At 62.3% G+C, this 25,292-nt stretch carries 13 protein-coding genes; 7 read left to right on the forward strand and 6 right to left on the reverse strand.

Going from position 1 to position 25,292, the window contains the following annotated elements; all coding sequences use genetic code 11:
• Positions 1-28: 28 nt before the first annotated feature.
• Positions 29-1,867, reverse strand: a complete 1,839-nt coding sequence (locus O3299_RS22110) for an ABC transporter substrate-binding protein (RefSeq protein ID WP_305063218.1) — start codon at positions 1,865-1,867, stop codon at positions 29-31.
• 380 nt (positions 1,868-2,247) lie between these two features.
• Here O3299_RS22110 and O3299_RS22115 point away from each other — a divergent pair, with 380 nt between their 5' ends.
• From O3299_RS22115 to O3299_RS22125, 3 genes are all read left to right on the forward strand, one after another.
• Entirely contained in the window at positions 2,248-2,556 is a 309-nt protein-coding gene (locus O3299_RS22115; RefSeq protein WP_305054327.1) for a TonB-dependent receptor, read from the forward strand.
• A gap of 330 nt (positions 2,557-2,886) precedes the next feature.
• Positions 2,887-5,556, forward strand: a complete 2,670-nt coding sequence (locus tag O3299_RS22120) for a TonB-dependent receptor (protein ID WP_099665298.1) — start codon at positions 2,887-2,889, stop codon at positions 5,554-5,556.
• Positions 5,557-5,913: 357 nt separating this feature from the next.
• A complete protein-coding gene (locus tag O3299_RS22125; protein WP_305063219.1) occupies positions 5,914-8,760 on the forward strand; it encodes a TonB-dependent receptor in 2,847 nt (948 codons plus the stop codon).
• A gap of 77 nt (positions 8,761-8,837) precedes the next feature.
• Here O3299_RS22125 and aroG read toward each other — a convergent pair whose 3' ends face one another.
• Complete coding sequence (gene aroG, locus O3299_RS22130) at positions 8,838-9,902, reverse strand: 3-deoxy-7-phosphoheptulonate synthase AroG (protein WP_305063220.1); 1,065 nt, start codon at positions 9,900-9,902, stop codon at positions 8,838-8,840.
• Positions 9,903-10,410: 508 nt separating this feature from the next.
• Between aroG and O3299_RS22135 the strand changes: the two genes are divergently transcribed.
• Complete coding sequence (locus O3299_RS22135) at positions 10,411-13,257, forward strand: TonB-dependent receptor (protein ID WP_305063221.1); 2,847 nt, start codon at positions 10,411-10,413, stop codon at positions 13,255-13,257.
• Positions 13,258-13,404: 147 nt separating this feature from the next.
• Here O3299_RS22135 and tldD read toward each other — a convergent pair whose 3' ends face one another.
• The 3 genes from tldD to O3299_RS22150 form a co-directional block, all read right to left on the reverse strand.
• Positions 13,405-14,865, reverse strand: coding sequence for a metalloprotease TldD (gene tldD / locus O3299_RS22140; protein ID WP_305063222.1), 1,461 nt, complete (start codon positions 14,863-14,865; stop codon positions 13,405-13,407).
• 157 nt (positions 14,866-15,022) lie between these two features.
• Positions 15,023-15,823 (reverse strand): carbon-nitrogen hydrolase family protein, encoded by an 801-nt coding sequence (locus tag O3299_RS22145; protein ID WP_285817117.1) that lies wholly within the window; start codon positions 15,821-15,823, stop codon positions 15,023-15,025.
• A 30-nt stretch (positions 15,824-15,853) separates the two neighbouring features.
• The gene (locus tag O3299_RS22150; protein WP_370385305.1) at positions 15,854-20,014 is read right to left on the reverse strand and encodes a YhdP family protein; all 4,161 of its coding nucleotides are present in this window, start codon (positions 20,012-20,014) and stop codon (positions 15,854-15,856) included.
• A 259-nt stretch (positions 20,015-20,273) separates the two neighbouring features.
• Here O3299_RS22150 and glnE point away from each other — a divergent pair, with 259 nt between their 5' ends.
• From glnE to O3299_RS22165, 3 genes are all read left to right on the forward strand, one after another.
• Entirely contained in the window at positions 20,274-23,027 is a 2,754-nt protein-coding gene (gene glnE, locus O3299_RS22155) for a bifunctional [glutamate--ammonia ligase]-adenylyl-L-tyrosine phosphorylase/[glutamate--ammonia-ligase] adenylyltransferase (RefSeq protein WP_370385306.1), read from the forward strand.
• 13 nt (positions 23,028-23,040) lie between these two features.
• Entirely contained in the window at positions 23,041-23,817 is a 777-nt protein-coding gene (locus O3299_RS22160) for a YoaK family protein (protein ID WP_251349804.1), read from the forward strand.
• A gap of 138 nt (positions 23,818-23,955) precedes the next feature.
• Complete coding sequence (locus O3299_RS22165) at positions 23,956-24,150, forward strand: hypothetical protein (RefSeq protein WP_251349803.1); 195 nt, start codon at positions 23,956-23,958, stop codon at positions 24,148-24,150.
• Between the two features lie 65 nt (positions 24,151-24,215).
• On the opposite strand, the gene gap is transcribed toward O3299_RS22165, so the two are convergent.
• Positions 24,216-25,226, reverse strand: a complete 1,011-nt coding sequence (gap, locus tag O3299_RS22170) for a type I glyceraldehyde-3-phosphate dehydrogenase (RefSeq protein ID WP_010395244.1) — start codon at positions 25,224-25,226, stop codon at positions 24,216-24,218.
• Positions 25,227-25,292 lie beyond the last annotated feature (66 nt).

Raw genomic sequence — 25,292 nt, forward strand, 5'->3', positions numbered from 1 at the left:
AATGATTCCTTGTCGTTATAAGCTGCGCTTATTTTTTAGCGGAATCGGCAACGGGCGCCATTGGCGTGCCCGTGCTGTCGATATCCATGTACGCCCATTCCTGGAACAGGATCGGGTGCTTCTTGTAGCCTTGCACCGACTTTTGCGCCAGCATGTTGCGGTAGCGCGCGTAGCCGATCAGGGCGCCCGCATTGACTTCCAGGCGACGCGCCATCTTGTGAAACAGCTCGTCGCGCTCGGGGCTGGCCGGCATGGCCTGGCTGGCGGCGTACCATTTATCGTACTCGGGGTCCTGGTAGCAGCCATTGTTGTTCTGGTGCGTGTTCGGGCCATAGAACAGCTGCATGAAGTTGTCGCCGTCCGGATAATCGGCCAGCCACGGCGCCGTGCGCGTCTGCATCTTGCACTGCTTTTCCGTCTTCAAAATGTCGGAAAAGATCATGCGGTCGTTTTCCATGCGGATGCCCAGCGAGTTGTAGGTCTTGCGCCACATTTCCGCCTGCAGCACGCCATTGGCTTCGTTGCGCGAAGCGTAGCGGATCAGGAGCGGCTTGCCGTCCGGTAAGGTGCGCCAGCCATCGGCGCCCTTCTTGTAGCCGAATTTATCCAGCAATTTATTGGCCAGCACGGGATCGTATTGCAGCAGGCTCTTGTAGTGCGGATCGTAGCCGACGACGCCCGGCGGGATCGGATAGTCGAGACGCTTGGCCTGGCCATTCCAGATGATGCGGATTTCTTCATCGATATTGTGCGCCATGGCAATGGCACGGCGCAGCGCGATCTTTTCCTTGCTGAAGCCGCCGAGGGTGGGGTCTTCCATGTTCCAGTAGTAATAGCTGATCTCCGGGTCCAGCAAGCGCGACAGTTGCACGCCCTTCTCCGCCAGTTCGGGACGCAGCTTGCCGTTCAGCAATGCTTTCGGCGCCAGCGGGCCGTCGAGCCAAAACACGTCCGTGCCGCCGCTCTGGAAGGACAGCCAGCGCGACTGGTCTTCGATCATCACGGAAATTTCGATGCGGTCGATGGCGGGAATGCGTTTACCCTGCATCTGGCGCACGATGCGCTGGTCGTCCGGGTCGTCGCCAGCCATGAAATTCCACGTTTCCGGCAAGTGTTGCGGGTTGCGGTTCAGGACGATGCGGTTGCCGCGCGTCCATTCACCGAGCGTGTAGTAGCCGGTGCCGACGGGATTCGAGCCCACTTCGCCCTTCACGTCGCCGTATTTTTCCACCACTTCGCGCGCCACGGCGGCCGTCGGCACGTAGGCGAGGATCATGGGGAAGTTGAAATCCGTCTTGGTCAGCGTGATGCGCAAGGTGTACGGATCGAGAATTTCCAGGCCGGCCACCTTCTTGTTGAAGTCCAGCTTGTTCGCCTTGGCCGCTTCCTTGGCCAGGTCGTCCAGCCCCACTACCTTGCCTTCGAACAGCCAGCTATGCGGCGAAGCGAGGCGCGGGTCGAACAATCGTTTCCACGAATACACGTAATCGGCCATCGTCAGTTCGCGGCGCTTGCCGCCGAACGCCGCATCGGGCGTGAACAGGATGCCTTTTTTCAGGCGGATGGTGTAGGTCTTGCCGTCGGCGGACACTTCCGGCATGGCGGCAGCCGCGCCGGGCACCACCTTGACGGGGCGCGCCAGGTAATCATAGGTGTACAGGGTGTCGAAGACAGCCTGCGTGATGTGGTTCGAATACAGGTCGCGCGCGGTGGCCGGATCGAAGCCCGTCTCGGCGGCCGGCAAGATATAGCGCAAGGTTTTGACCGGCGCGGCCGCGGCGCTGGGGGCATCGGCGGCAACGGCCGCCAGCGGCAGGGTGGCCAGGCAGGCGAGCAGCGCCACGCGCCGCATCCATGGTGACTTCATGTAATACCCTTCATCTCGATTATCTGTCGCACCGTATTGGTGCGCTTGTACTGGCTTCCCCCTGGGATACAGGATTCCACCGCCAAAACCAGTCCATCCTCGCAAGATCTATGCCTTGCTCATCGCCAGCCCCGTCCGCATGCAGGCGCGCTGGAAAAAGGCGTAACGATAACGCATATTTTGTTCGCCGGGCAAAAAGCCGCAGTACGGGCGTGGCGGGCAGCCACGGCTGCCTGCCGTGCAGGGGAAATCTTCCGCAGCGCAACAAAGACCGGTCGCCACCATGAAAAAACGACTTGGCAGTAACCGTTACGGCCCTGAATGACGACAGTTTTTATGGCAGTACGGAAAATATACGGCGCGGTGCAACATTAAAATAATTGCAAATATTAAAACAAGTCGGCGCCCTGGGCCTGGCCGTGGGCGCGGAACACCGCCGCGACAAGCTCGACAATCCATCGTTGTCGGGCACGGAAGACGGCGCCATCCATTCCAGCTATGTAGCCGCCAGGGGCGACAGCAAGGTGTCGGCCGTGTTCCTGGAAGTGCTGGCGCCCGTGATCAAGATGGTGGAATTGTCCGGCGCCTTGCGTGACGACAAATACGACCGTTTCTCGTCGACCACGCCGAAACTGGGCGCCAGCGACAATTTCTTCCAGCGTCCGCTCAGGCTGCCACGCACAGCCTGAACATCCGGCAGGCACAAGTCACTATCGTCATGCCATCCACACCAACGCCCGTTGCACTGCAGCGAGCGTTTTTTTATTTTGCGCACGAGGGGGGATGGCAGCCTCGTCAAAAATGCGGCACAAAATGCACCTTCTTTGTTCTAAATCAGTACCTCTGATGCACTGCGTTGTTTAGGCACACAAACCTGTTTGCCACGTTGACAAGGACTTTTGCAGCTCATTACAGTGAATCTCTTGAAAAGATATAAATACTTTTCAATGTTCTCGGTGCGCCAACCAGCGCGGCCGTTCTTGCCCTTCTAGCCAACCGCTTTTCCAGGAGTCTTGAACATGATCAGAGAAACACGCTTGTCCCGTTCCATCCGTTTGATCTGCGCCAGCGGCCTTGCCGCCGGCCTGCTCAGCCAGCAGGTGCTGGCGCAAGAAGTCAGCGATACCAGCAGCATGCAACGCGTCGAAGTCACCGGTTCCTCCATTAAGCGCCTCGTCTCGGAAACGGCGACGCCCTTGTCCATCTTCAAGGCCGAGGATTTTGCCAAGCAGGGCTTGACGACGGCCCAGGAAGTGCTCAGCAAGATCCCCTCGAATGCGTCCAGCATGGGCAGCGGCAATGCCGTCGGCGGCAATACCAGCGGCTTGCCCACGGGCGGCCAGGCCAGCGCCGACTTGCGCGGCCTGGGCGGCGACAAGACCCTGGTCCTGCTCAACGGCCGGCGCATCGCCAACCATCCGTATGACGGCGCCAGCGTCGACCTGAACATCATCCCCATCGCCGCCCTGGAACGGGTCGAAGTGCTGCGCGACGGCGCCTCGGCCATCTACGGCACGGACGCCATCGGCGGCGTCATCAACTTCATCACGAAGCGCTCCGTCAACGTCACGAATATCACCGCCGAGGTCGTCGCGCCTGAACACAAGGGCGGCGGCGAGCACCGCATCAACCTGTCGACGGGTTTCGGCAAGCTCGACACGGACGGCTACAATATTTTCGGCGTGGTCGACTACCACAAGCAAAATGTGCTCACCTCGCAGGACCGCGATTTTTCCAAGACCGGCATCATTCCCGAGCGGGGCCTGTCGCTCACCAGCGGCACCACCTTCCCTGGCAACTACTTCGATGCGGCGGCCAACGGCGGCAAGGGCCTGGCCGGCAATCCGTACGCGGCCAGCGGCTGTCTGCCGCCGCTGTCGGTGGCGGCCGCCAACGGCACTTGCCGCCAGGATTACACGCGCCAGATCGACGATCTGCCCGCGCAGGAGCAAGTGGCCTTCTTCGGCAAGGGCGCCTTCAAGCTCGGCGGCGGCCACCTGGCCACGGTGGAATATCTGCATTCGGAAAACAAGGTGAAGGCACGCACGGCGCCGCCGCCGCAAACGGGCTTGATCTTGCCCATTAGCAGCAAATATTATCCGGGCAAGGCGGGCGGCGTGCCGGCGCAGCCGGGCTTGTCGGGCCAGCCGCTGAGCGTCAACTGGCGCCCCGTGGAAGCGGGCCAGCGGCAGATCGATTCGGACGGCAAGGCGGACCGCCTGGTGCTGGCTCTCGAAGGCGAACTGGCGGGCTGGGATTACAAGACGGGGCTGAGCCACGCGATCAGCAAATCGTCGGAGAAATTTACGGGTGGCTATGTGCAGGATGCCTCGTTCGCCGCCGGCGTGCTCAATGGCATCCTGAACCCGTTTGGCGTGCAGGATGCGGCCGGCAAGACTTATCTGGACAGCACCGCCCTGCGCGGCGAAGTGCAGAACGCCAAGGTCACCACCACGGGCTTCGACCTCAAGGGCAGCCGCGACCTGATGCAACTGGCCGGCGGCCCGCTGGCGATTGCGCTCGGCGGCGAAGTACGGCGCGAAAAGGCCGACTTCAACGTGAACCGCGACATCGCCGGCCAGGCCACCAGTTCAGGCCTGTCCGGCTCGCTGTCGAAGAGCGGTTCACGCACGATCCAGGCCGTCTTCGGCGAAGTTAACTTGCCGCTGATCAAGGACCTGGAAGTGCAGCTGGCCGCCCGCTTCGACCATTACAGCGACGTGGGCAGCACCACCAATCCGAAGCTGGCCCTGCGCTACCAGGCCAGCAGCGCGCTGGTGCTGCGCGGCTCGGCCAGCACGGGTTTCCGCGCGCCCACGCTGTTTGAAAAGAATGCGCCGCCGTCGAAGAACGATACCAACGATTCCTACGACGACCCGATCCTGTGCCCCGGAGGCGTGCCGCAACCGGGCGCCAATCCCTTGCGCGATTGCGACTTGCAGCAATTCAAGCTGCAAGGCGGCAATGAAAAGCTGAAACCGGAAAAATCCACCACCTTCGCCTTTGGCCTGGTGCTCGAACCCATCAAGGAAGTCACCGTCGCCGTCGATTACTGGAACATCCATTTGAAGGACAAGATTTCGTCCCTGCCCGAACAATCGATCTACGGCAACTATGAAAAATACAAGGCCTTGTTCCTGCGCAATCCCGACGGTTCGCCCTACGCCATCCTCGACCTGAACGACAACCTCGGTGAAGTGAAGACCGACGGCATCGACGTCAGCCTGAATGCGCGCCTGGGACGCGGTGCGTATGGCGATTTCAGCGTGTCGGTCGACGGCACCTGGACCCACAAGTATGACTACCAGAACGAGCGCGGCGGCGAATTCATCGCCAACGTGGGCCGCTACGCGGACAACAATCCCGTCTTCCGCTGGAAGCATACGGCGGCGCTGAACTGGCGCATGGGCAACTGGGGCGCCACCGTGTCGCAATCGTTCAAGTCCGGCTACACGGATCAGAACCAGGTGGATCCGCAGTACCGCCACGATGTGCCGTCCTACAGCCTGCTGAACGTCTCCGGCAGCTATGCGTGGAAGGGCTTGCTGCTGACGGCCGGCGTGAAAAACCTGTTCGACAAGGAACCGCCGTTCTCGAACCAGGGCACCTTGTTCCAGAAAGGCTATGACCCGCGCTACACGGACCCGATCGGGCGCGCCTGGTACTTGCGCGGCAGCTATACGTTTTAAGGGGGAATTGCGGGAAACGAGATCAGACGGGCAGCGCTGGCAGGCATTTGCCAGCGGAACCAAAGACGGCGCCATCAGCGATGATGTGCGCCGTTTTATTTTACGCATCTGAGCAAGTCTGACAAGGGTTCACGATATTTTATTGCTGAAGGATTATAAAAAAAACAGGAAAATGTTGCATTTCGTCCAAAAAGTCCGCACGAAATTGACAATCTGAATCGTGAATGTTTTGATGAGGCCCAAGAAAATTTACAGAATTTTCGTTGGTCAATTTTGAAATAAGCAAATAAATTGTCAGCAAGCAACATGTTATTTCAAAATAAATGCCATCTTTATCACAATAACAAGGAATTTCAGATGATGATAGAAAATGTAATATCGCGGTCGCTGCGCCTGATGTTTGCAGGCGGCATGGCCCTGAGCATGCACGCCGCGTATGCGCAAGAAACAACAGATGGCACCATGCAACGCGTGGAAGTCACGGGTTCGAGCATCAAGCGCATCGCTTCCGAAGCGTCGCTGCCGGTACAGTCGTTCAACCAGAAAGACATCAAGAAAACCGGCGTTACCACGGTTACCGATTTCATCCAGCAAATTCCTGCAATGCAGGGCTTCTCCGTGGCCGCCGATTCGGTGGGCGGCGGCGGCGGCGGTGTCACCACGGCCTCGATCCACGATATCGGCGCAGCCTACACGCTGGTGCTGCTGAACGGCCGCCGCTTGGCGCCATCCAATTCCGGCACCACCATCGACCTGAATTCGATCCCCCTGTCGGCCATCGAACGCGTGGAAGTGCTGACGGACGGCGCCTCGGCCCTGTATGGCGCCGACGCCATCGCCGGCGTGGTCAACTTCATCCTGAAAAAAGGCACATCGCCGCTGGAAATCAACGCCAAGTACTCGCGCCCTGAAGAAAAAGGCGGCGCCAGCAATTCGATTTCAATCAGCAAGGGCTTCGGCGATATCGACGAAGACGGCTACAGCATCTTCGTGTCGGCCAGCCACGACGAACAAAAATCGCTGAAAGCATCGCAGCGCAGCTTCGCGAAAAGCGGCATCATCAATTTCAACGATCCGAAGACCGGCAAGGCGCTGCAATTCATCAACGGTTCCTCGCGTTCGTCGGCAGCCAATGCCGCAGCCACCTACAACCGTACCGATGCAAACGGCAATGTGGTGATCAACCCGGAAACCAACAAACCATTCGTCGATACCGTCAACCTGGCCAATCCGTATGCACTGGCCCATGGCGGCAAGTGCGCGCCTGGCAATATGGACTTCTACGGCGATGGCAACTGCTATTTCGACTCGCCGTCGACCATTGAAATCAATCCCGAATCGAAGCGCGACTCGCTGTTCAGTTCGGGTACCGTCAAGCTGGGCAAGACCGGCTGGCAAGGTTTCTACGACTTCGCCTACACCGAAGCGAGCATCAAGGCCAGCATCGCGCCGTACCCGGCCGATTTCTCCATTTCCCCGAATTCGCCCCTGTTCAGCAAATACATTGCCTCGCAGTTGAGCCCGTCGCAGCTGGCCAATGCCGTGAGCGGCGTCGCCAAGTACCGCCTGTCCGAAATGGGTAACCGCGTGTACGACTACGGCAACAAGGCGACCCACCTCGTCGGTGGCGTGGAAGGCAGTGCATTCGGCTGGGATATCAACACGGCCGTGACGTACTCGAAAAACAAGCAGACGCAGGACTACGTCAGCGGCTTCCCGCTGTCCGACAAGTTCAACGCCCTGCTCGACGCCGGCACTATCGACCCGTTCGCCTACCCCGTGGGCGCCATGCCGGACACCATGCGTCAAGCCCTGCTCGGTACTGGCTTCAGCGGCACCTACAACACGCAAACCGTGGAAATGAAGGGCGTCGACGGCCGCGCTTCGCGCCCTGTGTTCTCGCTGCCAGGCGGCACCGCCATGCTGGGCGTGGGCGCCGACTACCGCAACACCTCGTTCAAGATGCAACAGGCGGATGTCGCCAAGCAGGCGCAAATCCTGTTTGACAATGCGCAAGTCGACAGCGAATACGCACGCGACAACGCTGGCGCCTATGCCGAGCTGATGCTGCCGATTTCGAAAAAACTGGAAGTAACCGGTTCGGTGCGTTATGACCAGATCGGCGCCATCGACGACAAGCTGACGGGCAAGACGGTAGGCAAGAAAGAAAACGCCACCACCTGGAAAATCAGCGGCAAGTATTCCGCGACCAAGAGCCTGATGTTCCGCGCCGCTGCCGGCACCGGCTTCCGCGCCGCCAGCATGCAGGAAATCGCCGGACCGCTGGAAGACTGGGGCGTCACGGGCGGTAACTACCAATGCCCATTGACGGCGGCAAACGGCATGGGCGGTCACCCGCTGGCCAGCTATTGCAGTGGCGTTGGACGCCAGCAATTCGAAGCCTTCCAGGGCGGCAATCCTGAACTGAAGCCGGAAACGTCGAAGCAATGGAGCATCGGTACCGTGTTCGAGCCGATCGACAGCCTGTCGATGTCGTTCGACCTGTGGAACGTGGAAATCCGCGACCAGGTCACGGCAGTCTCCGAAGGCTTGATCTTCAACAATCCAGCCAAGTATGCCAACCTGTTCACCACCAAGCACATCACCTCGACAGGCCTCGACGTGCTGGCCATCAAGCTGCTGCCGATTAACATCGGCAAGGTGGAAAACCGCGGTATCGACTACGACTTCACCCACAAGATGAAGTTGCTGGACGGCCGTCTGACGAGCCGCCTGATGGGTACCTACCTGCTGCGTTCGCGCTACACGACGCCGGGCACCGATGATCAGTGGGAAACCAGCCTGAATCGCTACGGTTCGAACGACAAGGTCAGCTTCCGCAACATCATCCGCGCCACCACCTCGTATGAGACGGCCAAGTTCACGCATACGCTGAGCGCCAGCTACCGCAATGGCTACACGGACAAGGAACAGACGGTCGACGATTGCGCCGTGATCGTCGCCGGCAGCCCTGGCGAATGCTATGGCATCCAGCTGGAAGTGCCGAGCTACACCACCTTCGACTTCCAGACGGCTTACCGTCCTATGAAGAACGTGGAAATCACGGGCGGCATCCTGAACCTGTTCGACCGCAATCCGCCGTTCACCCTGCGCAACACGGGTTCGCATCAAATTGGCTACAACCCATCGTACTCGAGCGCCCTGGGCCGCCAGTTCTACCTGAGCGGTTCCTACAAGTTCTAAGCTGATTGCATCGGCTGAAAACTGAAAAAGCCCGGAAAGCTTAGCTTTCCGGGCTTTTTTTCATGCTGCGCGCCACCTTATTCCGCGTCGCCCTGCAGGCGGCGCTGCCTGACGGCCGCCGCCAGGTTTTCCAGCACGGCCACGCTGGCGCTCCAGTCGATGCAGCCATCCGTGACGGACTGGCCATAGATCAGTTCCTTGCCCGGAATCAAATCCTGGCGGCCCGCCACCAGGTGCGACTCCACCATCACGCCGACGATGCGGCCATCGCCGCCGGCCACCTGGCTGGCGATGTCGGCGCACACGGGGATCTGGTTTTCCGGTTTTTTCGAGCTGTTCGCATGCGAGGCGTCGATCATCAGGCGCGCCGCCAGGCCTTGCGCGGCGATCGCCTTGCACGCCTCGTCCACGCTGGCCGCGTCATAGTTCGGGGTTTTTCCGCCGCGCAAGATGATGTGGCAATCCTCGTTGCCGTTGGTCGAAACGATGGCCGAGTGGCCGCCCTTCGTGACGGACAGGAAATGGTGCGGCTGCGAGGCGGCCTTGATGGCTTCCACGGCGATTTTCACATTGCCGTCCGTGCCATTCTTGAAGCCGACCGGACAGGACAATCCCGACGCCAGCTCGCGGTGCACCTGCGACTCCGTCGTGCGCGCGCCGATGGCGCCCCAGCTGATCAGGTCGGCGATGTATTGCGGGCTGATCACGTCGAGGAACTCCGTGCCGGCCGGCAAGCCCAGCTCATTGATATCGCGCAACAGTTCGCGCGCCATGCGCAAGCCGTCGTTGATGCGGAAGCTGTTGTCCATGTACGGGTCGTTGATCAGGCCCTTCCAGCCCACCGTGGTGCGCGGCTTCTCGAAGTAGACGCGCATGACGATTTCCAGTTCGGCCGCGAAACGCGCGCGCTCCTTGACCAGCAGGCGCGCATATTCCATCGCCGCCTTGGTATCGTGGATGGAGCAAGGCCCGATCACCACCATCAGGCGGTCGTCCTGGCCATGCAGGATACGGTGCAGGGCAATGCGGGCGCTGGCGGCAGTCTGTTCGGCTTGCTCCGAGCAGGCAAATTCGCGGATCAGGTGGGACGGCGGGGTCAGTTCCTTCATTTCGCGAATGCGCAAATCATCGGTGCGGGGCATCATTTTCTCCAAAATTTAAGGAAGGGTAAAACATCTGGGTAAAAAAAAACCGCCATCGGTGGCGGTTTTTTAGAATTTGCTGGGATCTCGTTTTGCTGCTACGTGAACCGACCGCTACTCCACCGCCTTTGGGTTGGAATTGCTAAAGTAAAAATAAGCGGTAAAAAAGTGGCGAGCGAACATGCGAGTCATCCGTAAGTGATGAACGACTATAAACCTAAATTGCAAGGGTTGGCAAGCATATTTGTCGGCAAAGCCGCATGCCGCTGCCGTTTTACACTGCATAACCCGCAAAAAAGCATAAAAAGTTGCGCGCTGAGAATCTCGCCGCGACTCTGCATCCCCGGCACCACCGTTGTGCCCGTCGTGGCAACCACGCCACGCCAGCCATTCTATCGACGACAAGCGGTGCACTCCTTGATCCAGGTCTAGTCCCGGCGTCGCCGCACGGACAAAACTCAAGGACGTATCGACGACCTTTGACTGCCTGACCTTTCCGGAGAACCGCATGATCCCTACACCATCCTTGCATTTCGCTGCCTTTTCACCACCCAGACTGGGCCTGGCACTGGCCAGTGCACTGCTGAGCCTACCCGTCCTGGCGCAGGACGCCGCGCCGATTGCGCGCGTGGAAATCACCGGCTCGAACATCCGCCGCGCGCAGGCGGAAACGGCGTCGGCCGTGCAAACCCTGAGCGCGGCCGACATTGAAAAATCGGGCAAGTCCAGCGTGGCCGAACTGCTGCAGACCCTGGCCGTCGACAACCAGGGCTCCGTCCCCACCACCTTCGGCAACGGCTTTGCCGCCGGCGCCTCCGGCGTGTCGCTGCGGGGCCTGGGTACGGCCTCGACCTTGGTGCTGCTGAATGGCCGCCGCGTCGCGCCATATGGCCTGGCCGACGACGGGCAGAAGGTGTTTGCCGACCTGAACATCATTCCCCTGGAAGCCGTGGAACGGGTGGAAATCCTCAAGGATGGCGCCTCGGCCATCTATGGTTCGGACGCCATCGCCGGCGTCGTCAACGTGATCCTGCGGCGCGACTACCAGGGCACGGCCATCAAGGGCAATTACGGCAAGACGAAGGAGTGGGACGGGCGCGACGCGCGCGCCGCCATCACGCACGGCTTCGGCGACATCGACACTGACCGCTACAACGTGCTGCTGAACCTCGAGTACAGCGAAAAGGCCGCCATCTGGAACCGCGACCGGGCCGGGCGGGGCGCCGTCGGCCGCAGCGACTTGCGCGACCTGGGCTTCAGCGCGCAGGAAACCCTCAGCGGCGCGGGCGCCATCACCACCAACAATGCGGCCGGCAGCGCCGTCAACGGCAATGTGCGCAATCCCGACACGCTCGACTACTACAACCGCGGCAACCTCGCTGGCGCGGGCTTTACGCGCACCTTCCCCGGCGCCGCCTGCGGCAATTTCACGACTCACCCGCAGGGCGATCCGGGCGGCGGCTGCCTGACCGATGCCGCGCAGCAATATGGCCAGATCCAGCCCAAGCAAAAGAACATCAATTTCTTCGGCCGCGGCGCCTGGCAACTGACGCCGGAGCTGCAGACGTATGCCGAGCTGAATCTGTATCACAGCGAATCGCACTCGGCCACCACGCCCTCGACGGTCAGCGGCTCGGTCGGCTATCCGGGCGGCCCCGTCAGCAATGCGGGCGTGTCGCTGGGCGCCGCCCACCCGGACAATCCGTATTTCGGCACGGCGGCGCGGCTGCGCTACCTGGCGGCCGACGTGGGGCCGCGCCTGTCGGAAGTCACATCCACCTTCATGCGCTTTGTCGCCGGCATCAAGGGCAGCGTGGCGGGCTGGGATATCGACAGCGCCTTGCTGTACTCGCAGAACAAGGTGTCGAACGACCTGGACGGCTACCTGCAGCGCGACGTCGCCTTCTCCCTGCTCAACCCGAGCGCCGCCAATGTGGAGCGGGCCAGCCTGAACCCCGCGTATGCGGCCCTGCCGGCCGGCAGCCTGTGGCGCATCGCGGAAAACGCGGGCCTCAATTCGCGCGAGCTGTACGCGGCCCTGTCGCCGCGCATCTCGAACGACGCCAAAACGCATATCGCGCAGATCGACTTCAAGGCCAGCCGCGAGGTGGCCAAGCTGGACGGCGGCGGCCTGGGCGTGGCCGTGGGCGCGGAATTCCGCCACGAATCGACGGAACTCAAGCCCACCACGGGCACGGAACGGGGCAATATCATTGGTCTCGGCTATTCCGCCTACAAGGGCAGCCGCAACGCGTCTGCCATCTATGCCGAGGTGCTGGCGCCCGTGCTGAAGAGCGTGGAACTGTCGGGCGCCCTGCGCGCCGACCATTTTACCGACGTGGGCAATTCCTATACGCCGAAAGTGGGCGTGAAATGGACGCCCGTGCGCCAACTGGCCCTGCGCGGCACCTTCGCCAAGGGCTTCCGCGCCCCCAGCGCGGCGGAAAACGGCGTCGGCGGCCTGGCCGCGTTCTCCACCGCCAGCGATCCGCTGCGCTGCGCACTGGGCGTGGAAGCGGCCTGCGATCCGGCTTCCATCGCCGTCATCACCTCGCCCAATCCGAAGCTGTCGCCCGAACGTTCGCGCAGCTATTCCGTGGGCGCCGTGTGGGACCCGTTGCCGCGCACCAGTATTTCCGTCGACCTGTGGCAAATCCGCCGCAAGAATGAAATCAACCAGGAGCAAACGGATACGGCCATCGCCGAAGGCCATGTGGCGCGCGACCCGTCGACGGCCACCGGCATCGCCGGCGATCCGGGCGCTATCACGGCCGTGCTGGCCAACTATGTGAATTCGGCGCAAACGACGGTGCGCGGCATCGATATCGACGCGCGCCAGCGCTTCAGCCTGGGCAGCGACTATGGCAACCTGACCTTCGACTTGAAGTGGACGCATCTGTACAAATGGCTGCGCACGGAACAAGACGGCACGCAGCGCGATTTTGCCGGCACGCATGGCAATTGCGACGTGTCCAACTGCATGGGCACGCCGGACGACCGCATCAACCTGGGCGCCACCTGGGAACGCCAGAACTGGCGCGTCACGGCCAACGTCAACTACCGCGCACCGCTCGATAACCTGCTGTTCAAGAATGACCCGGACGGCTGCGCCACGCACTTCGCCGACGGCACGGACGCGCCGCGCGGCTGCCGCATCGCCTCGTTCACCACGGTGGACCTGACGGCCCGCTGGCTGGCCACGCCCAAGCTGGAAGTGTTTGCGACCATACAAAACCTGTTCGACAAGATCGCCCCGCTCGATCCGCTCACGTATGGCGCCACGGGCTACAACCCGCTCGACTACGCGGGCGCGGCGGGACGCTTCATCAGTGCGGGGGTGAAGTACAAGTTCTGAATTTCGTCATATTTTCAACGTATCAGGCGTTTCAGGAACCGTAGCGAGCAAGCCCAATATTGGGTTGAGTAGCGCAGCTGTACTTCAGGTACAGCGAGCAACGCAAACTCAAGAGTGGGCTGCGCAGTAGGTTCCTGAAATGGCGATCTAAGCCGTGCCGCCGACGGTAATGCCGTCCAGGCGCAAGGTCGGCTGTCCCACGCCCACGGGGACGCTCTGCCCTTCCTTGCCGCACACGCCCACGCCGGAATCGAGGCGCATGTCGTTGCCGATCATGGAAACGCGGTTGAGCACGTCCGGGCCATTGCCGATCAGGGTCGCGCCCTTCACCGGGTAGCTGAGCTTGCCATTTTCAATCACGTACGCTTCGCTGGCCGAAAAGACGAACTTGCCATTCGTGATGTCGACCTGGCCGCCGCCGAAGTTGACGGCATACAGACCGTTTTTGACGGAGGCGAGGATTTCGCCCGGGTCCTTGTCGCCGCCCAGCATGTACGTATTCGTCATGCGCGGCATGGGCAGGTGGGCGAACGATTCGCGGCGCGCATTGCCCGTCACGGGCATCTTCATCAGGCGCGCATTCATGGTGTCCTGGATATAACCCTTCAGGATGCCATCCTCGATCAGGGTCGTGCACTGCGTGGGGTTGCCCTCGTCATCGATATTCAACGAGCCGCGCCGGCCAGCCAGGGTGCCGTCGTCGACCACGGTGACGCCCTTGGCGGCCACGCGCTCGCCGATGCACCCGGAAAACGCAGACGAACCCTTGCGGTTGAAATCGCCTTCCAGGCCATGGCCGATGGCTTCGTGCAACAGGATGCCGGGCCAGCCCGGGCCCAGCACGATGGTCATGGGGCCGGCGGGCGCGGGACGCGCTTCCAGGTTCACCAGGGCCGAATTGACGGCGTCCGCCGCGTATTGTTCCAGTACGGCATCGCTGAAATAGTCATAGCTGTAACGCCCGCCGCCGCCTGCCGAACCCGTTTCGCGGCGGCCATTCTGTTCCGCGATCACCGTCAGCGACACCCGCACCAGCGGGCGGATGTCGGCCGCCAGCACGCCGTCGCTGCGCAGCACCAGCACCACGTCATATTCGCCGGCCAGGCCCGCCATCACTTGCACGACCCTGGGATCTTTCGCCCGCGCCATCTTTTCCACGCGTTCGAGCAATTGCACCTTGGCCGTGGCGTCCAGCGAGGCGAGCGGATCGTTGGGCAGGTACAAGGACCGTCCGCCCTGCGGCTGCATCTGGCCCGCGATCTTGATCCTGCCGGCGCCGGCGCGCGCAATCGTGCGCGTGGCCGCGGCCGCTTCCAGCAGGGCACGCTCGGAAATGTCGTCGGAATACGCAAACGCCGTCTTGTCGCCGGACACGGCGCGCACGCCCACGCCCTGGTCGATGGAAAAACTGCCCGTCTTGACGATGCCCTCTTCCAGGCTCCAGCCTTCGCTCTTGGTCGACTGGAAATACAGATCGGCATAGTCGACCTTGTGCGTAAACATCGTGCCCAGGGCTTTCAACAGCTTGTCCTCGTCCAGGCCGAACGGCGTCAACAGGATATCGCGCGCCACGGCCAGGCTGGACAGATTGGGTTCAAATGGCTTCATAACTTTGCACTCGCTAATTATATTCAACTCATTCTCAGTACCTGACAGAAGCGTAGCGAGCGGCAGTGATTTGTGGCCGAGAAGCGCAGCCGTGCTTGAGCACGGTGAGCATCGCAGGCCGCAAAGCGCGACGCGCAGTAGCTTATGTCAGGTACCCTCACATAGTGCGGTGCGCCAGGGCTGGCAAGGATTCGCGCACGCCGGCCAAAAACACCAGGTCGATCTCGCCGCTCACCACGCCCTCGCCTTCGGGTAACACGGCTTTCACTTCGCCCCACGGGTCGATCAGCATGCTGTGGCCCCACGTGCGGCGGCCGTTCGGATGCAAGCCGCCCTGCGCCGAGGCCAGCACATAGCACTGGTTTTCGATGGCGCGCGCGCGCAGCAGCACCTCCCAGTGGGCGCTGCCCGTCGTATGGGTAAACGCGGCCGGCACGACAATCAGCGCGCAATCGCCCATGGCGCGGTAGAGTTCGGGAAAGCGCAAGTCATAGCAGATGGACAAGCCGACCCGGCCAAACGGCGTCTCGATCGAGCGCACCTGCGCGCCCGGCACGATGGTGCGCGATTCGTTGTACGACTCGGCGCCGCGCGTAAAACCGAACAGGTGGATCTTGTCGTAGCGGCCAGCCGGTTCGCCTTGCGGGTCATACACCAGCGTGGTGTTGAGGACCTTGCCCTCCTCGCCGGAAATCAGGGGCAAGGTGCCGCCGATCAGCCAGATGCCGTGTTGGCGCGCCATCTGCGCCATGCCATCCTGGATGGGGCCGCTGCCGGGCTGTTCCGCATGGGCCAGCTTGTCCGTTTCCTGCTTGCCCATGATGGCCCAGTACTCGGGCAGCACCACCAGTTGCGCGCCACCGGCGGCGGCCTGCGCCACCAGGCGGCGCGCCGTGGCCAGGTTGTCTTCCACGGAAGGCGAGGAAATCATTTGTACTGCTGCGACTGTATGCATCATTGCCACCTCTTCTCCATTCGAACGCCGCGCCTATTTCGCCACGGCCTCCGCCGCTGCGGCGGCAGGCACGGCGACAGGGTCCAATTTACCACCATCGAGCTTGGTCACGACGGGCGCTTTCCACGGCCCGGCGATCTGCATATGGTAAGTGAGCGCCTTCATCACGGGCGCGCGCAGGAACAATTGCGCCAGGAAACTGCCCAGGCCGATGACGGGGTTGACGGCCAGCGCGTACACGAGCGGCCCCGTGCCCAGGTTGAATTCCGGGATCACCACCACGTGCAAATTCGTCGTTTCATTGGCGATATCGGCCGTGCCATCCATCAGCACGGTTGCCGCCACGCCATGCATCTTGAGGTTATCGGTGCTCACCACGCCGCGCTTGATGCTGGCGTTGGCCGTGATGCCGTCGAAGGCCAGGCCTTCGGAAAACACGTCGTGGAAATCGAGTTTCAGCAAGCGGGGCAAGGCTTGCAGGCTGAGCACGCCCAACAGCTTGGCCGCGCCCGGATCCTGCTTGAGGAACTGGCCCGATTCCACGTTCATCTCGATCTGCCCCGACAAGGTGGGGATGTCGAGCGAATACGGCAAGCCGTTCCAGGCGATGTCGCCGCTCAGGCGGCCCTTGCCGCGGCGCACCGTGTCGGCAAAGCCGAAGCGGTCGAGCAGCTTGCCCGCATCGACGATATCGAGGCCGAAACGCAGGCTGGTCGTGCTTTGCCCATCCTTGATCACCCATTTGCCATTGCCGCTCAGGGCGCCATCGGGATTCGACAGTTGCAGCTTACCCACGCGCCACTCGCGCCCGCCCGCCGCCATGGTGTTATAGGCCTGCAACTCCAGCCGGCCGATCTTCTTGTTGAACAGTTCAAATTGCTCGGCGACGATATCGAGCGAGGGAATCGACTGGGCGCCGTTCTTTCCCTCCAGCAAATTCTTCACATCGTTGGCGGCCGACTCCGGAATGATCAGCGACGACAGGCGCGCCGTCATCTTGCCCAGGCCGGACGGCGTTTCCAGCCAGGTCACATAGCCTGACACTTGTTTTGCATCAATATTAGCTTGCCACACATCCTTCTGGTGCGTGGCGCCCACGACCACGTTTTCCAGCTTGCGCTCGCCCAGCATCAGTTCGCTGGCACGGGCGGCCATCATGTCCGGCACCACGTATTGCGCGATATCGGGGGCATCGTCGGCGGCGCCGCTGTCGGCGGATGCCGAGCCGCTGCCGGCGATCTCGCTGCCGGCGGCGATCCAGCTGTCCACGTCCAGGGTTTTCATGTTGACGTTGAACATCATGCCGCTGTCCGGTTCCGGCGCCGGCACGTTCACGCCGATGCCGCCGCGCACCAGGCGCCAGGCGTCCTTGCCCTGCTTCTGGCGCTGGTAACGCGCGGCAATGCCGGATCCCAGCGCGATGCGGATATCGTCCGTGCGCAGGCCCGCGCCGTTGGCCGCATTGCCCGTCAAGGTGAATTTCACGGGCAGGCTGTCGCCGGCCGGCTTTTTCAGGGGGGCGGGGAAATCCAGGCCCAGGCCCGTCAGCGGCGATTCGACATTGACCACCACCTGGTGATCGCGCGCCGTGATCAAGCCGCTGTAGCGCGCGCCGCCATTCAAATGTTTCGCCAGGCGCTGCAGCACGGGCGCCGGATACGTCTTGCGCAAGCCGTCGATGGTCATGTTGCCGGCAATCTTGACCTGGATGGAACTGTCCGCCTGCGTGCCGCCCGAGATGGCCAGCGGCCCGCCAAGCAAGCTGCCGTTCAAGCCGTTCAGGTTGACGCCCTTTTCATTGAATTCGATCTTGCCCTGCGTACCCAGTACGGGCGGCATGTCGTGGAACAGCACCACGTCGTTGCCCGCCAGCTGCAAGCTGCCCTGCACGGTCGATTCGAGCATGCGCTCGATCGGCAAGTGCAATTTGAGGGCCAGCCTGGCGTTGCCCGTCGCCGTCGTTTCATCCGTGAAATGCTCGATCCAGCCCAGCACGGGGCTGGCCGTCACGTACTTGAGAAATTCCTGCATGGGGCCGGCCGCGTTGCCTTCAATGTCGAGCAAGGTGTCGAACACGGTCAGGTCGGGGATCACGGCTTTGACATTCGTCAAGGCCACGCCGCCCGTGATGGCCGTGTCGCCGCGGATTTCCATACGCGCCCGTTCAAACACGAAACTGCCCTTGATCTTGTCCGCCTGCGGCCACAGGGGCGCCTTGCCTGCCAGCGGGCCGCTTTCCGCAAATTCGCCGGGCGCGTAGTTCAGGGTGCCATTCTCGAGCTTGCCCGCCACGCGGAAATCGCCCCGATTGCGCTGGACCGGGGTGTCGGCCTTGAAGGGGAAATGCTCGAGTTCGCCGCGCAGGCGCAGGCTGACATCGCGCGCCACGCCACCTTCCAGCGCCCCCGTCAGCCAGTGGCGCAGGTGCTCGGGCGTTTGCAGCGGCAGGTAGCGGCCGATGGTGTTGATCTGGAAATTGTCTATCGTGCCCGTCAGGTCGACCTGGCCCAGGTTCTTGCCGTCGAGCGGCATGCGGTGCGTGCCTTGCAAGGCGACGCGCAAGCCTTGCTGATTGAAGTCGAGCTTGTCCAGCTCGACTTGCAGCATATTCTCCGCTTCGAACGTCCAGCGCGCCTGCATGGCGAATTGTTCGAACGGCATGGCCGGTTCGCTCAGGTACGATGGAAACTGCAGCACCAGATCCTGCGCATCGATAGCGATGCTGCCGCCCTTGTCGTTGGCGTCGATGGTGCCGCTGAGTTTGTCGAAGCCGGGAATGGCCGGTGCGGCCGCCTGCGCGGGGCTGCTCGCCGTCTTCGCCACGGCCAGGCGCGCCGGCTGCGCATTCAGGCCCAGGTCGATGAGCTTGCCGCGCAAACGGTAGCTGGCCGGTGTCGCCATCTCGCCTTCCCATTGTGCCGAGAAATCCTGCAAACGCCCGCGCGGCGCCAGGGCGTCCAGGCGCTGGCGCTGCTGCTCGCCCAGCGGCAGCTTGTCGGCCAGCGCGGCCAGGGTTTGCAAATCGAGCGACTTGGCCGTGATTTCCGTGCGCGCCGGCTTGCGCTTGGTGGCGGCAATGAAACGCTCTGACAGGGTCGTGGGTGGCAGGCTGAGGCCGTCGCGGGTTTCCACCGCGAAATTCGTCAACTCCACCTGATGGCCATTCGCGCCAAAGGTGGGCTTGCCGTCCGGCACCTGCGCCGACAGCTCTTCTTTTGCCGAAATGCGCCCGCTGACCGACAGCAAGTCGAGCGGGGCGATATGCTCGCCCAGCTGCGCCTGCACATCCGTCAAGCCCACGTCGGCCGTGAAGCCGGCCAGGCGCGCGTGATCCAGGCTCAACCAGGCGCGCAAGGCACCCTTGCCCTGGCTCAGCTCGAACGGGTAATCGAGGTAGCGGCGCCAGGCGGCCAAGTCGGCGTTTTTCAGGTCCGCATACAGCTCGCCCTTCCACATCGATACATCCGAGATGCGCGTGCTGAAAGGCGGATGCGTGAAGTGAGCACGCACATCGATGGGCGCGGCCAGGCTGGCGGGCGGCGTGGCCTGCAAGCCCAGCCGGTGGCTGCGCCAGCGGTTGCGCAGCAGCAAGTTGACCTGGGTTAAAGCCAGCTCCGGCGTGCCGCGCGCTTCGTCCGTCCAGCGCACCTTGCCGTCGCGAATGATGATGTCATGCTGCGACAGCAGCCAGTCGGCGCCCTTGCCGTCGCTGCCCTGGCTGCTGTCGACGAGCACGCCGGCCACATACAGCTTGCCATCCATGCTGCGCCGCACGTCCAGGTCGGGCCGCGTGATTTCCAGGGTAGTGAAGCGCACGGAACCGAGCACGCTCCACCATGACACGGTCGCCGAAATGCTCGGCAGGCTCAGCGCCTGGCGCCCCGCCTGGTCGCGCAGGGTCACGTCGCCGAGGAAGAGATTTGGCCGCACGCCATGCCAGGAAGCATAAATGCGCGCGATGCTGACAGGGTTGCCCAGCGCGCGGCTGGCCGCCCGCTCGATATCGCCTTTGTAATAATCGATATTCGGCAAGATGGCGTAGCGCAGGAATAAAAACAGCACGGCGAAGGCGAAATACGCCAGCAGCACCAGTTTGATGGTAAAACCCAATACATGGTGGGTGGCCAGGTTGGCCATGCGATAGGCGGCACGCAGCCTCTGCCAGCGCAGGGCCAATGGCACATGTTCTGTCACGCTTGCTTCTGGCGGTTTTTGCATCAATAAGCTAATAAACTGGCCCGGCGTCAAATAATGGCAAAAATCGTCTGCATTCGTGGTGCGCGCCTGCATCCTTGCGCTTGCGTCTGAGCAAAGCCTCCCTTACCATCGTCCGGAAGAGCACGCACTACCGGCGGTATACGGCCAGCGGCACAATTTTACCGCATCCCCCGCCGTTCGCAGCCAAGTTAAACAAGAACATGCACGCAGCATCCACGAGACCCTTACCGATACCATGAGCACACAGCCTTTGATTTCCGCCTCCCGTTTCTACCAGCGCTGGCTGGACGCCGCCCCCGAGCGCGCCGCGCAGGTGGCGCAACTGGTGCGCGCGCCGCTGGACGGGCTCGACTTTGCCGCCGAGCTGGCCGCTCAGGCGAACGCCGCCACGCCGCCGCTGCCGCCCGAACGGGCCATGCGCCGCCTGCGCAACCTGCTCGTCTGCGGCCTGATCGCGCGCGATCTTGGCGGCCAGGCCGACTTGAACGAAGTCGTCACCGCCATGACGGGTTTTGCCGATTTCGCCATCCGCACGCATGTGGACGCCATCATGGCCGAGATGGTGGCCCTGCACGGCATGCCCGTCGGCGAGGAATCGGGCGAGGAACAAGCCTTGATGGTACTGGCGATGGGCAAGCAGGGCGGCGGCGAGCTGAACGTCTCGTCGGACATCGACCTGATCTTTGTCTACCCGGAAGATGGCGATACGCAAGTCACCTTGCCGGGCCAGCGCAGCCTGTCCAACCACGAGTTTTTCATTCGCATGGGCAAGAAACTGATCGCCGCCCTGGCCGAGATCACGCAAGACGGTTTTACTTTCCGTGTGGATATGGCCCTGCGTCCGAACGGCAATTCCGGCCCGCTGGCCGCCAGCCTGGGCATGGTGGAACAGTACCTGATCGTGCAAGGGCGCGAATGGGAGCGCTACGCCTGGGTCAAGGCGCGCGCCGTGACGGGCAAGCCGGAAGACATCGCCTCGCTCGACGCCATCGTGCGCCCCTTCGTCTTCCGCCGCTACCTCGATTTCGGCGTCATCGATGCCATCCGCACCATGCACGGCCAGATCCGCGCCGAGGTCAACCGCCAGGAGCGGCTGCACCCGGACCGCAGCAACAACGTCAAGCTGGGCCGTGGCGGCATCCGCGAAATCGAATTCCTCGCGCAAGTGTTTCAGTTGATACGGGGCGGGCGCGACGCCGAGCTGCGCGAACGTTCCACGCGCGCCACCCTGCGTACGGTGGCGGACAAGGGGCTATTGGAACCGGCCATCGTAGAACAATTGCTGGGTTCCTACACTTTCCTGCGCAACCTGGAACACCGGCTGCAGTATCTTGACGATGCGCAAACCCATACCCTGCCCGCGAACGAGGCCGACCGCCTCACCGTGGCGCAGATGATGGGATTGCCCGACACGCCCACCCTGCTGGCCCAGCTGGAAGCGCACCGCGTGTTTGTCGCCGGTCAATTTGACGAAATGTTCAGCGACAAGAGCAGCGGCACGCCGCCGGCCGACACGGGCATCGACCCGCAAACGTCGAACGACTGCGCCGCCTCGGATCAGCAGGAAGCCATCGAGGCGCGCTTCGCCGCCCTGGGTTTCCATGAACCGGCCGCCTGCGCGCGCCGCCTGCTGGCCACGTGGCAAGCGCCGCGGCTGCAATCCTTGCCCGAGGCGAGCCGCACGCGTTTAGTGGCCCTCGTCAATTCAGCCCTGCCCCTGATCACCGATTGCTCCGTGTCCAACGGCAACGCCAGCCAGCTGGCCACCCTGGGCCGCCTGCTCGATTTCCTGGAGGCGATCGCGCGCCGCTCGGCCTATCTGTCGCTGCTGACGGAATACCCGCATACGCTCGAGCGCGTCGTGCGCATGGTGTGCGCCAGCGGCTGGGCCGCCACCTTCCTCACGCAGCACCCGATCCTGCTCGACGAGCTGCTGGACGAGCGCATCCGCAATACGGTGCCTGACCCGGCCGCGCTGGCGCTGGACTTGCAACGCCAACTCGACGACGCGCCCGGCGACACGGAGCGGCAGATGGATATCCTGCGCGAAACACACCACGCGCAGCTGTTCCAGTGCCTGGCGCAAGACCTGGCGGGCGACCTGAGCGTGGAGAAGCTGGCCGATTACCTGTCCCAGCTGGCCGACATCATCGTCGCCGCCACCGTGCAAGCCGTCTGGCAAACCTTGCCCACGCGCCACCGCGAGGTGCCGAAATTCGCCGTCATCGCGTACGGCAAGCTGGGCGGCAAGGAGCTGGGCTATGTCTCGGACCTCGACGTCATCTTCCTCTTCGACGACGACGACCAGGAAGCGCCCGGCCTGTACGCCAAGCTGGCGCAGCGCTTCATTACCTGGATGACCTCGCACACCTCGGCCGGCATTTTGTTCGATATCGACATCGCCCTGCGTCCCGACGGCGCCTCGGGCATGCTGGTTTCCAGCGTGCAAGCCTTCGAGCGCTACCAGGGCAGCGCGGCCTGGGTGTGGGAACACCAGGCGCTCACGCGCGCGCGCTTCTGCGCCGGCGATGTCGGCATCGGCAAGCATTTCGAGCGCATCCGCGACACGATCTTGCGCAAGGAAAGGCCGGAAAACGGCCCCCTCAAGGGCGAAGTGGTGGCCATGCGCAAGAAGATGCTGGACGCCCACCCGCCCCGCCCCGGTAACTTTGATCTGAAACAAGATCCGGGCGGCATGATCGACATCGAGTTCATGGTGCAATACCTGGTGCTCCAGCATGCGGCGCAGTACCCGCAGCTGACGGCCAACTCGGGCAATATCGCCCTGCTGCGCCTGTGCGGCGAACTGGGGTTGATCGACGCCCAGCTGGCCGCCCTGGTGGCCGACGCCTACCGCGCGCTGCGCAAGCTGCAGCACCAGCTGCGCCTGCAAGGACAGGACCTGGCCCGCGTGGAACCGGAAAGAGTGCGCGTGCATGCGGACCACGTCATGCGCCTGTGGCAAGCCATCTTCGGCGCCACCGCCTGAGGCCGGCCCGGGCATGCCGCTTCATTACCTGTCCCGCCTGAGCGGATCGGCGCGCGATACGCAAGCCAATCTGCAGCTGGGCTGCGTGCTGGCGCTGGTGGCCGGCGCCGTGAATGCGGGCGGCTTTCTTGCCATCGGCGGCTATACCTCGCACATGACGGGCATCGTCTCGGGCATGGCGGATGACTTGGCGCTGGGCAATATCACGCTGGCCCTGGCGGCGCTGGGCGCGTGGCTGGCCTTTGTCAGCGGCGCGGCCGTGACGGCCATCATGGTGAACTGGGGCAAGCGGCGGCGCCTGCACAGCCAGTTTGCCGCCAGCCTGCTGCTGGAAGCGGCCCTGTTATTGCTGTTCGGCTTGACGGGCAATTACCTGGCCACCATGCCCGACGTGCTGGGCCCCGTCACCATCTTGCTGCTGTGCTTTGTCATGGGTTTGCAAAACGCCATCATCACCAAGATTTCGGGCGCCGTCATCCGCACCACGCACGTGACGGGACTGTCCACCGACATCGGCATCGAACTGGGCAAGATGGCGTATTACAACCGGCGCCACCTGCCGGACCGGATGGTCAAGGTCAACCGCGGCAAGCTGAGAACCCACAGCCTGCTGATCGCCTGCTTCTTCATCGGCGGCGTCAGCGGCGCCCTGGCCTTCAAGCACATCGGCTTTCCTGCCGCCACCATCCTGCTCGCCGGCGTGCTGACCCTGCTGTCGGGCGTGCCAGTGCTGCGCGACTTGCGCCTGCTGTGGCGCTTTTACCGGCGCCGCCTGCACATCCTCCGTTAGCAAAAATATTTTTCTTTAAAGCAATAAAATACTGGTTTTAATGCTAATATTTTTCTGCGTCCAGCGAGCCGATCAGGCTTGGCAGGACGGCGTTTTGATTTGACACCCTATCGTTGTCCAATTGTGAAAGCGAGAAAAATGATTTCCATCAAAAAAGCCCTGTTTGTCTTTGCCACTGCCGTCGGCATCGCTGCCTCGTTTGCCAGTAACGCGACCGAACATGCACGCAGACCGCCGGATACGTGCACCTATCTCTTGAACAGCTGCTATCAGGGCAATAACAATGACTGCGAACTCTGGTACGCACAGTGCGCCAACGTCGACCCTGAGTAAGCGGACTAAAGCAACAGACGAAAAAAAACGCCCCGAAGGGCGTTTTTTCTTATGCGGTCAAAAGATTACTTGGCCGACATCAATGCAACGGTGGTGTCGAGCATGCGGTTCGAGAAACCCCACTCGTTGTCGTACCACGACGACACTTTTACCAGGCGGCCCGACACTTTGGTCAGGGTCGAGTCGAAGTTCGACGACGCCGGGTTGTGGTTGAAGTCGATCGAGACCAGCGGTTCGGTCTGGTACGTCAGGATGCCTTCCAGGGCGCCTTCCGAAGCGGCCTTCATCAGCGCGTTGACTTCTTCCACGGTGGTGTCGCGCTTGGCGATGAAGGACAGGTCGACCAGCGACACGTTGATGGTCGGCACGCGGATGGCGAAACCGTCCAGCTTGCCATTCAGCTCAGGCAGCACCAGGCCCACGGCGGCAGCGGCGCCCGTCTTGGTCGGGATCATGCTCATGGTGGCCGAACGGGCGCGGCGCAGGTCTTCATGCATCACGTCGGACAGCACCTGGTCGTTGGTGTAGGCATGCACGGTGGTCATCAGGCCCGTTTCGATGCCGATGGCGTCGTTGAGCGGCTTGACCAGCGGTGCCAGGCAGTTGGTGGTGCACGAAGCGTTCGAGATGACGGTGTCCGTCGATTTCAGCACGGAGTGGTTCACGCCGAACACGACGGTAGCATCGACGTCCTTGCCGCCTGGTGCCGAAATGATGACTTTTTTCGCGCCGCCCTTCAAGTGAGCCGAAGCTTTCTCTTTGGTGGTGAAGAAGCCCGTGCATTCCAGCACGACGTCCACGCCCAGCTCGCCCCATGGGATTTCAGCCGGGTTGCGCTGTGCGAATACGCGGATCGGATCGCCATTGACGATCATGTTGTCGCCTTCGACGGTGACCGTGCCCGGGAACTTGCCGTGCGCGGTGTCATAGCGGGTCAGGTGGGCGTTCGATTTGGCATCGCCCAGGTCGTTGATGGCAACGATCTGGATATCCTGTTTCTTGCCGCCTTCGTAGAAAGCGCGCAATACATTACGGCCGATGCGGCCGTAGCCGTTGATTGCAACTTTGATCGTCATACTCTGCTCCTGATTAAAAAAAAAGGTATCAGCACAGCACCCCGGCCAGCACATGACCAGGGTCTG

It is taken from the genome of Janthinobacterium sp. SUN176, from assembly GCF_030587335.1.
GTDB classification, from domain to species: domain Bacteria; phylum Pseudomonadota; class Gammaproteobacteria; order Burkholderiales; family Burkholderiaceae_D; genus Janthinobacterium; species Janthinobacterium kumbetense.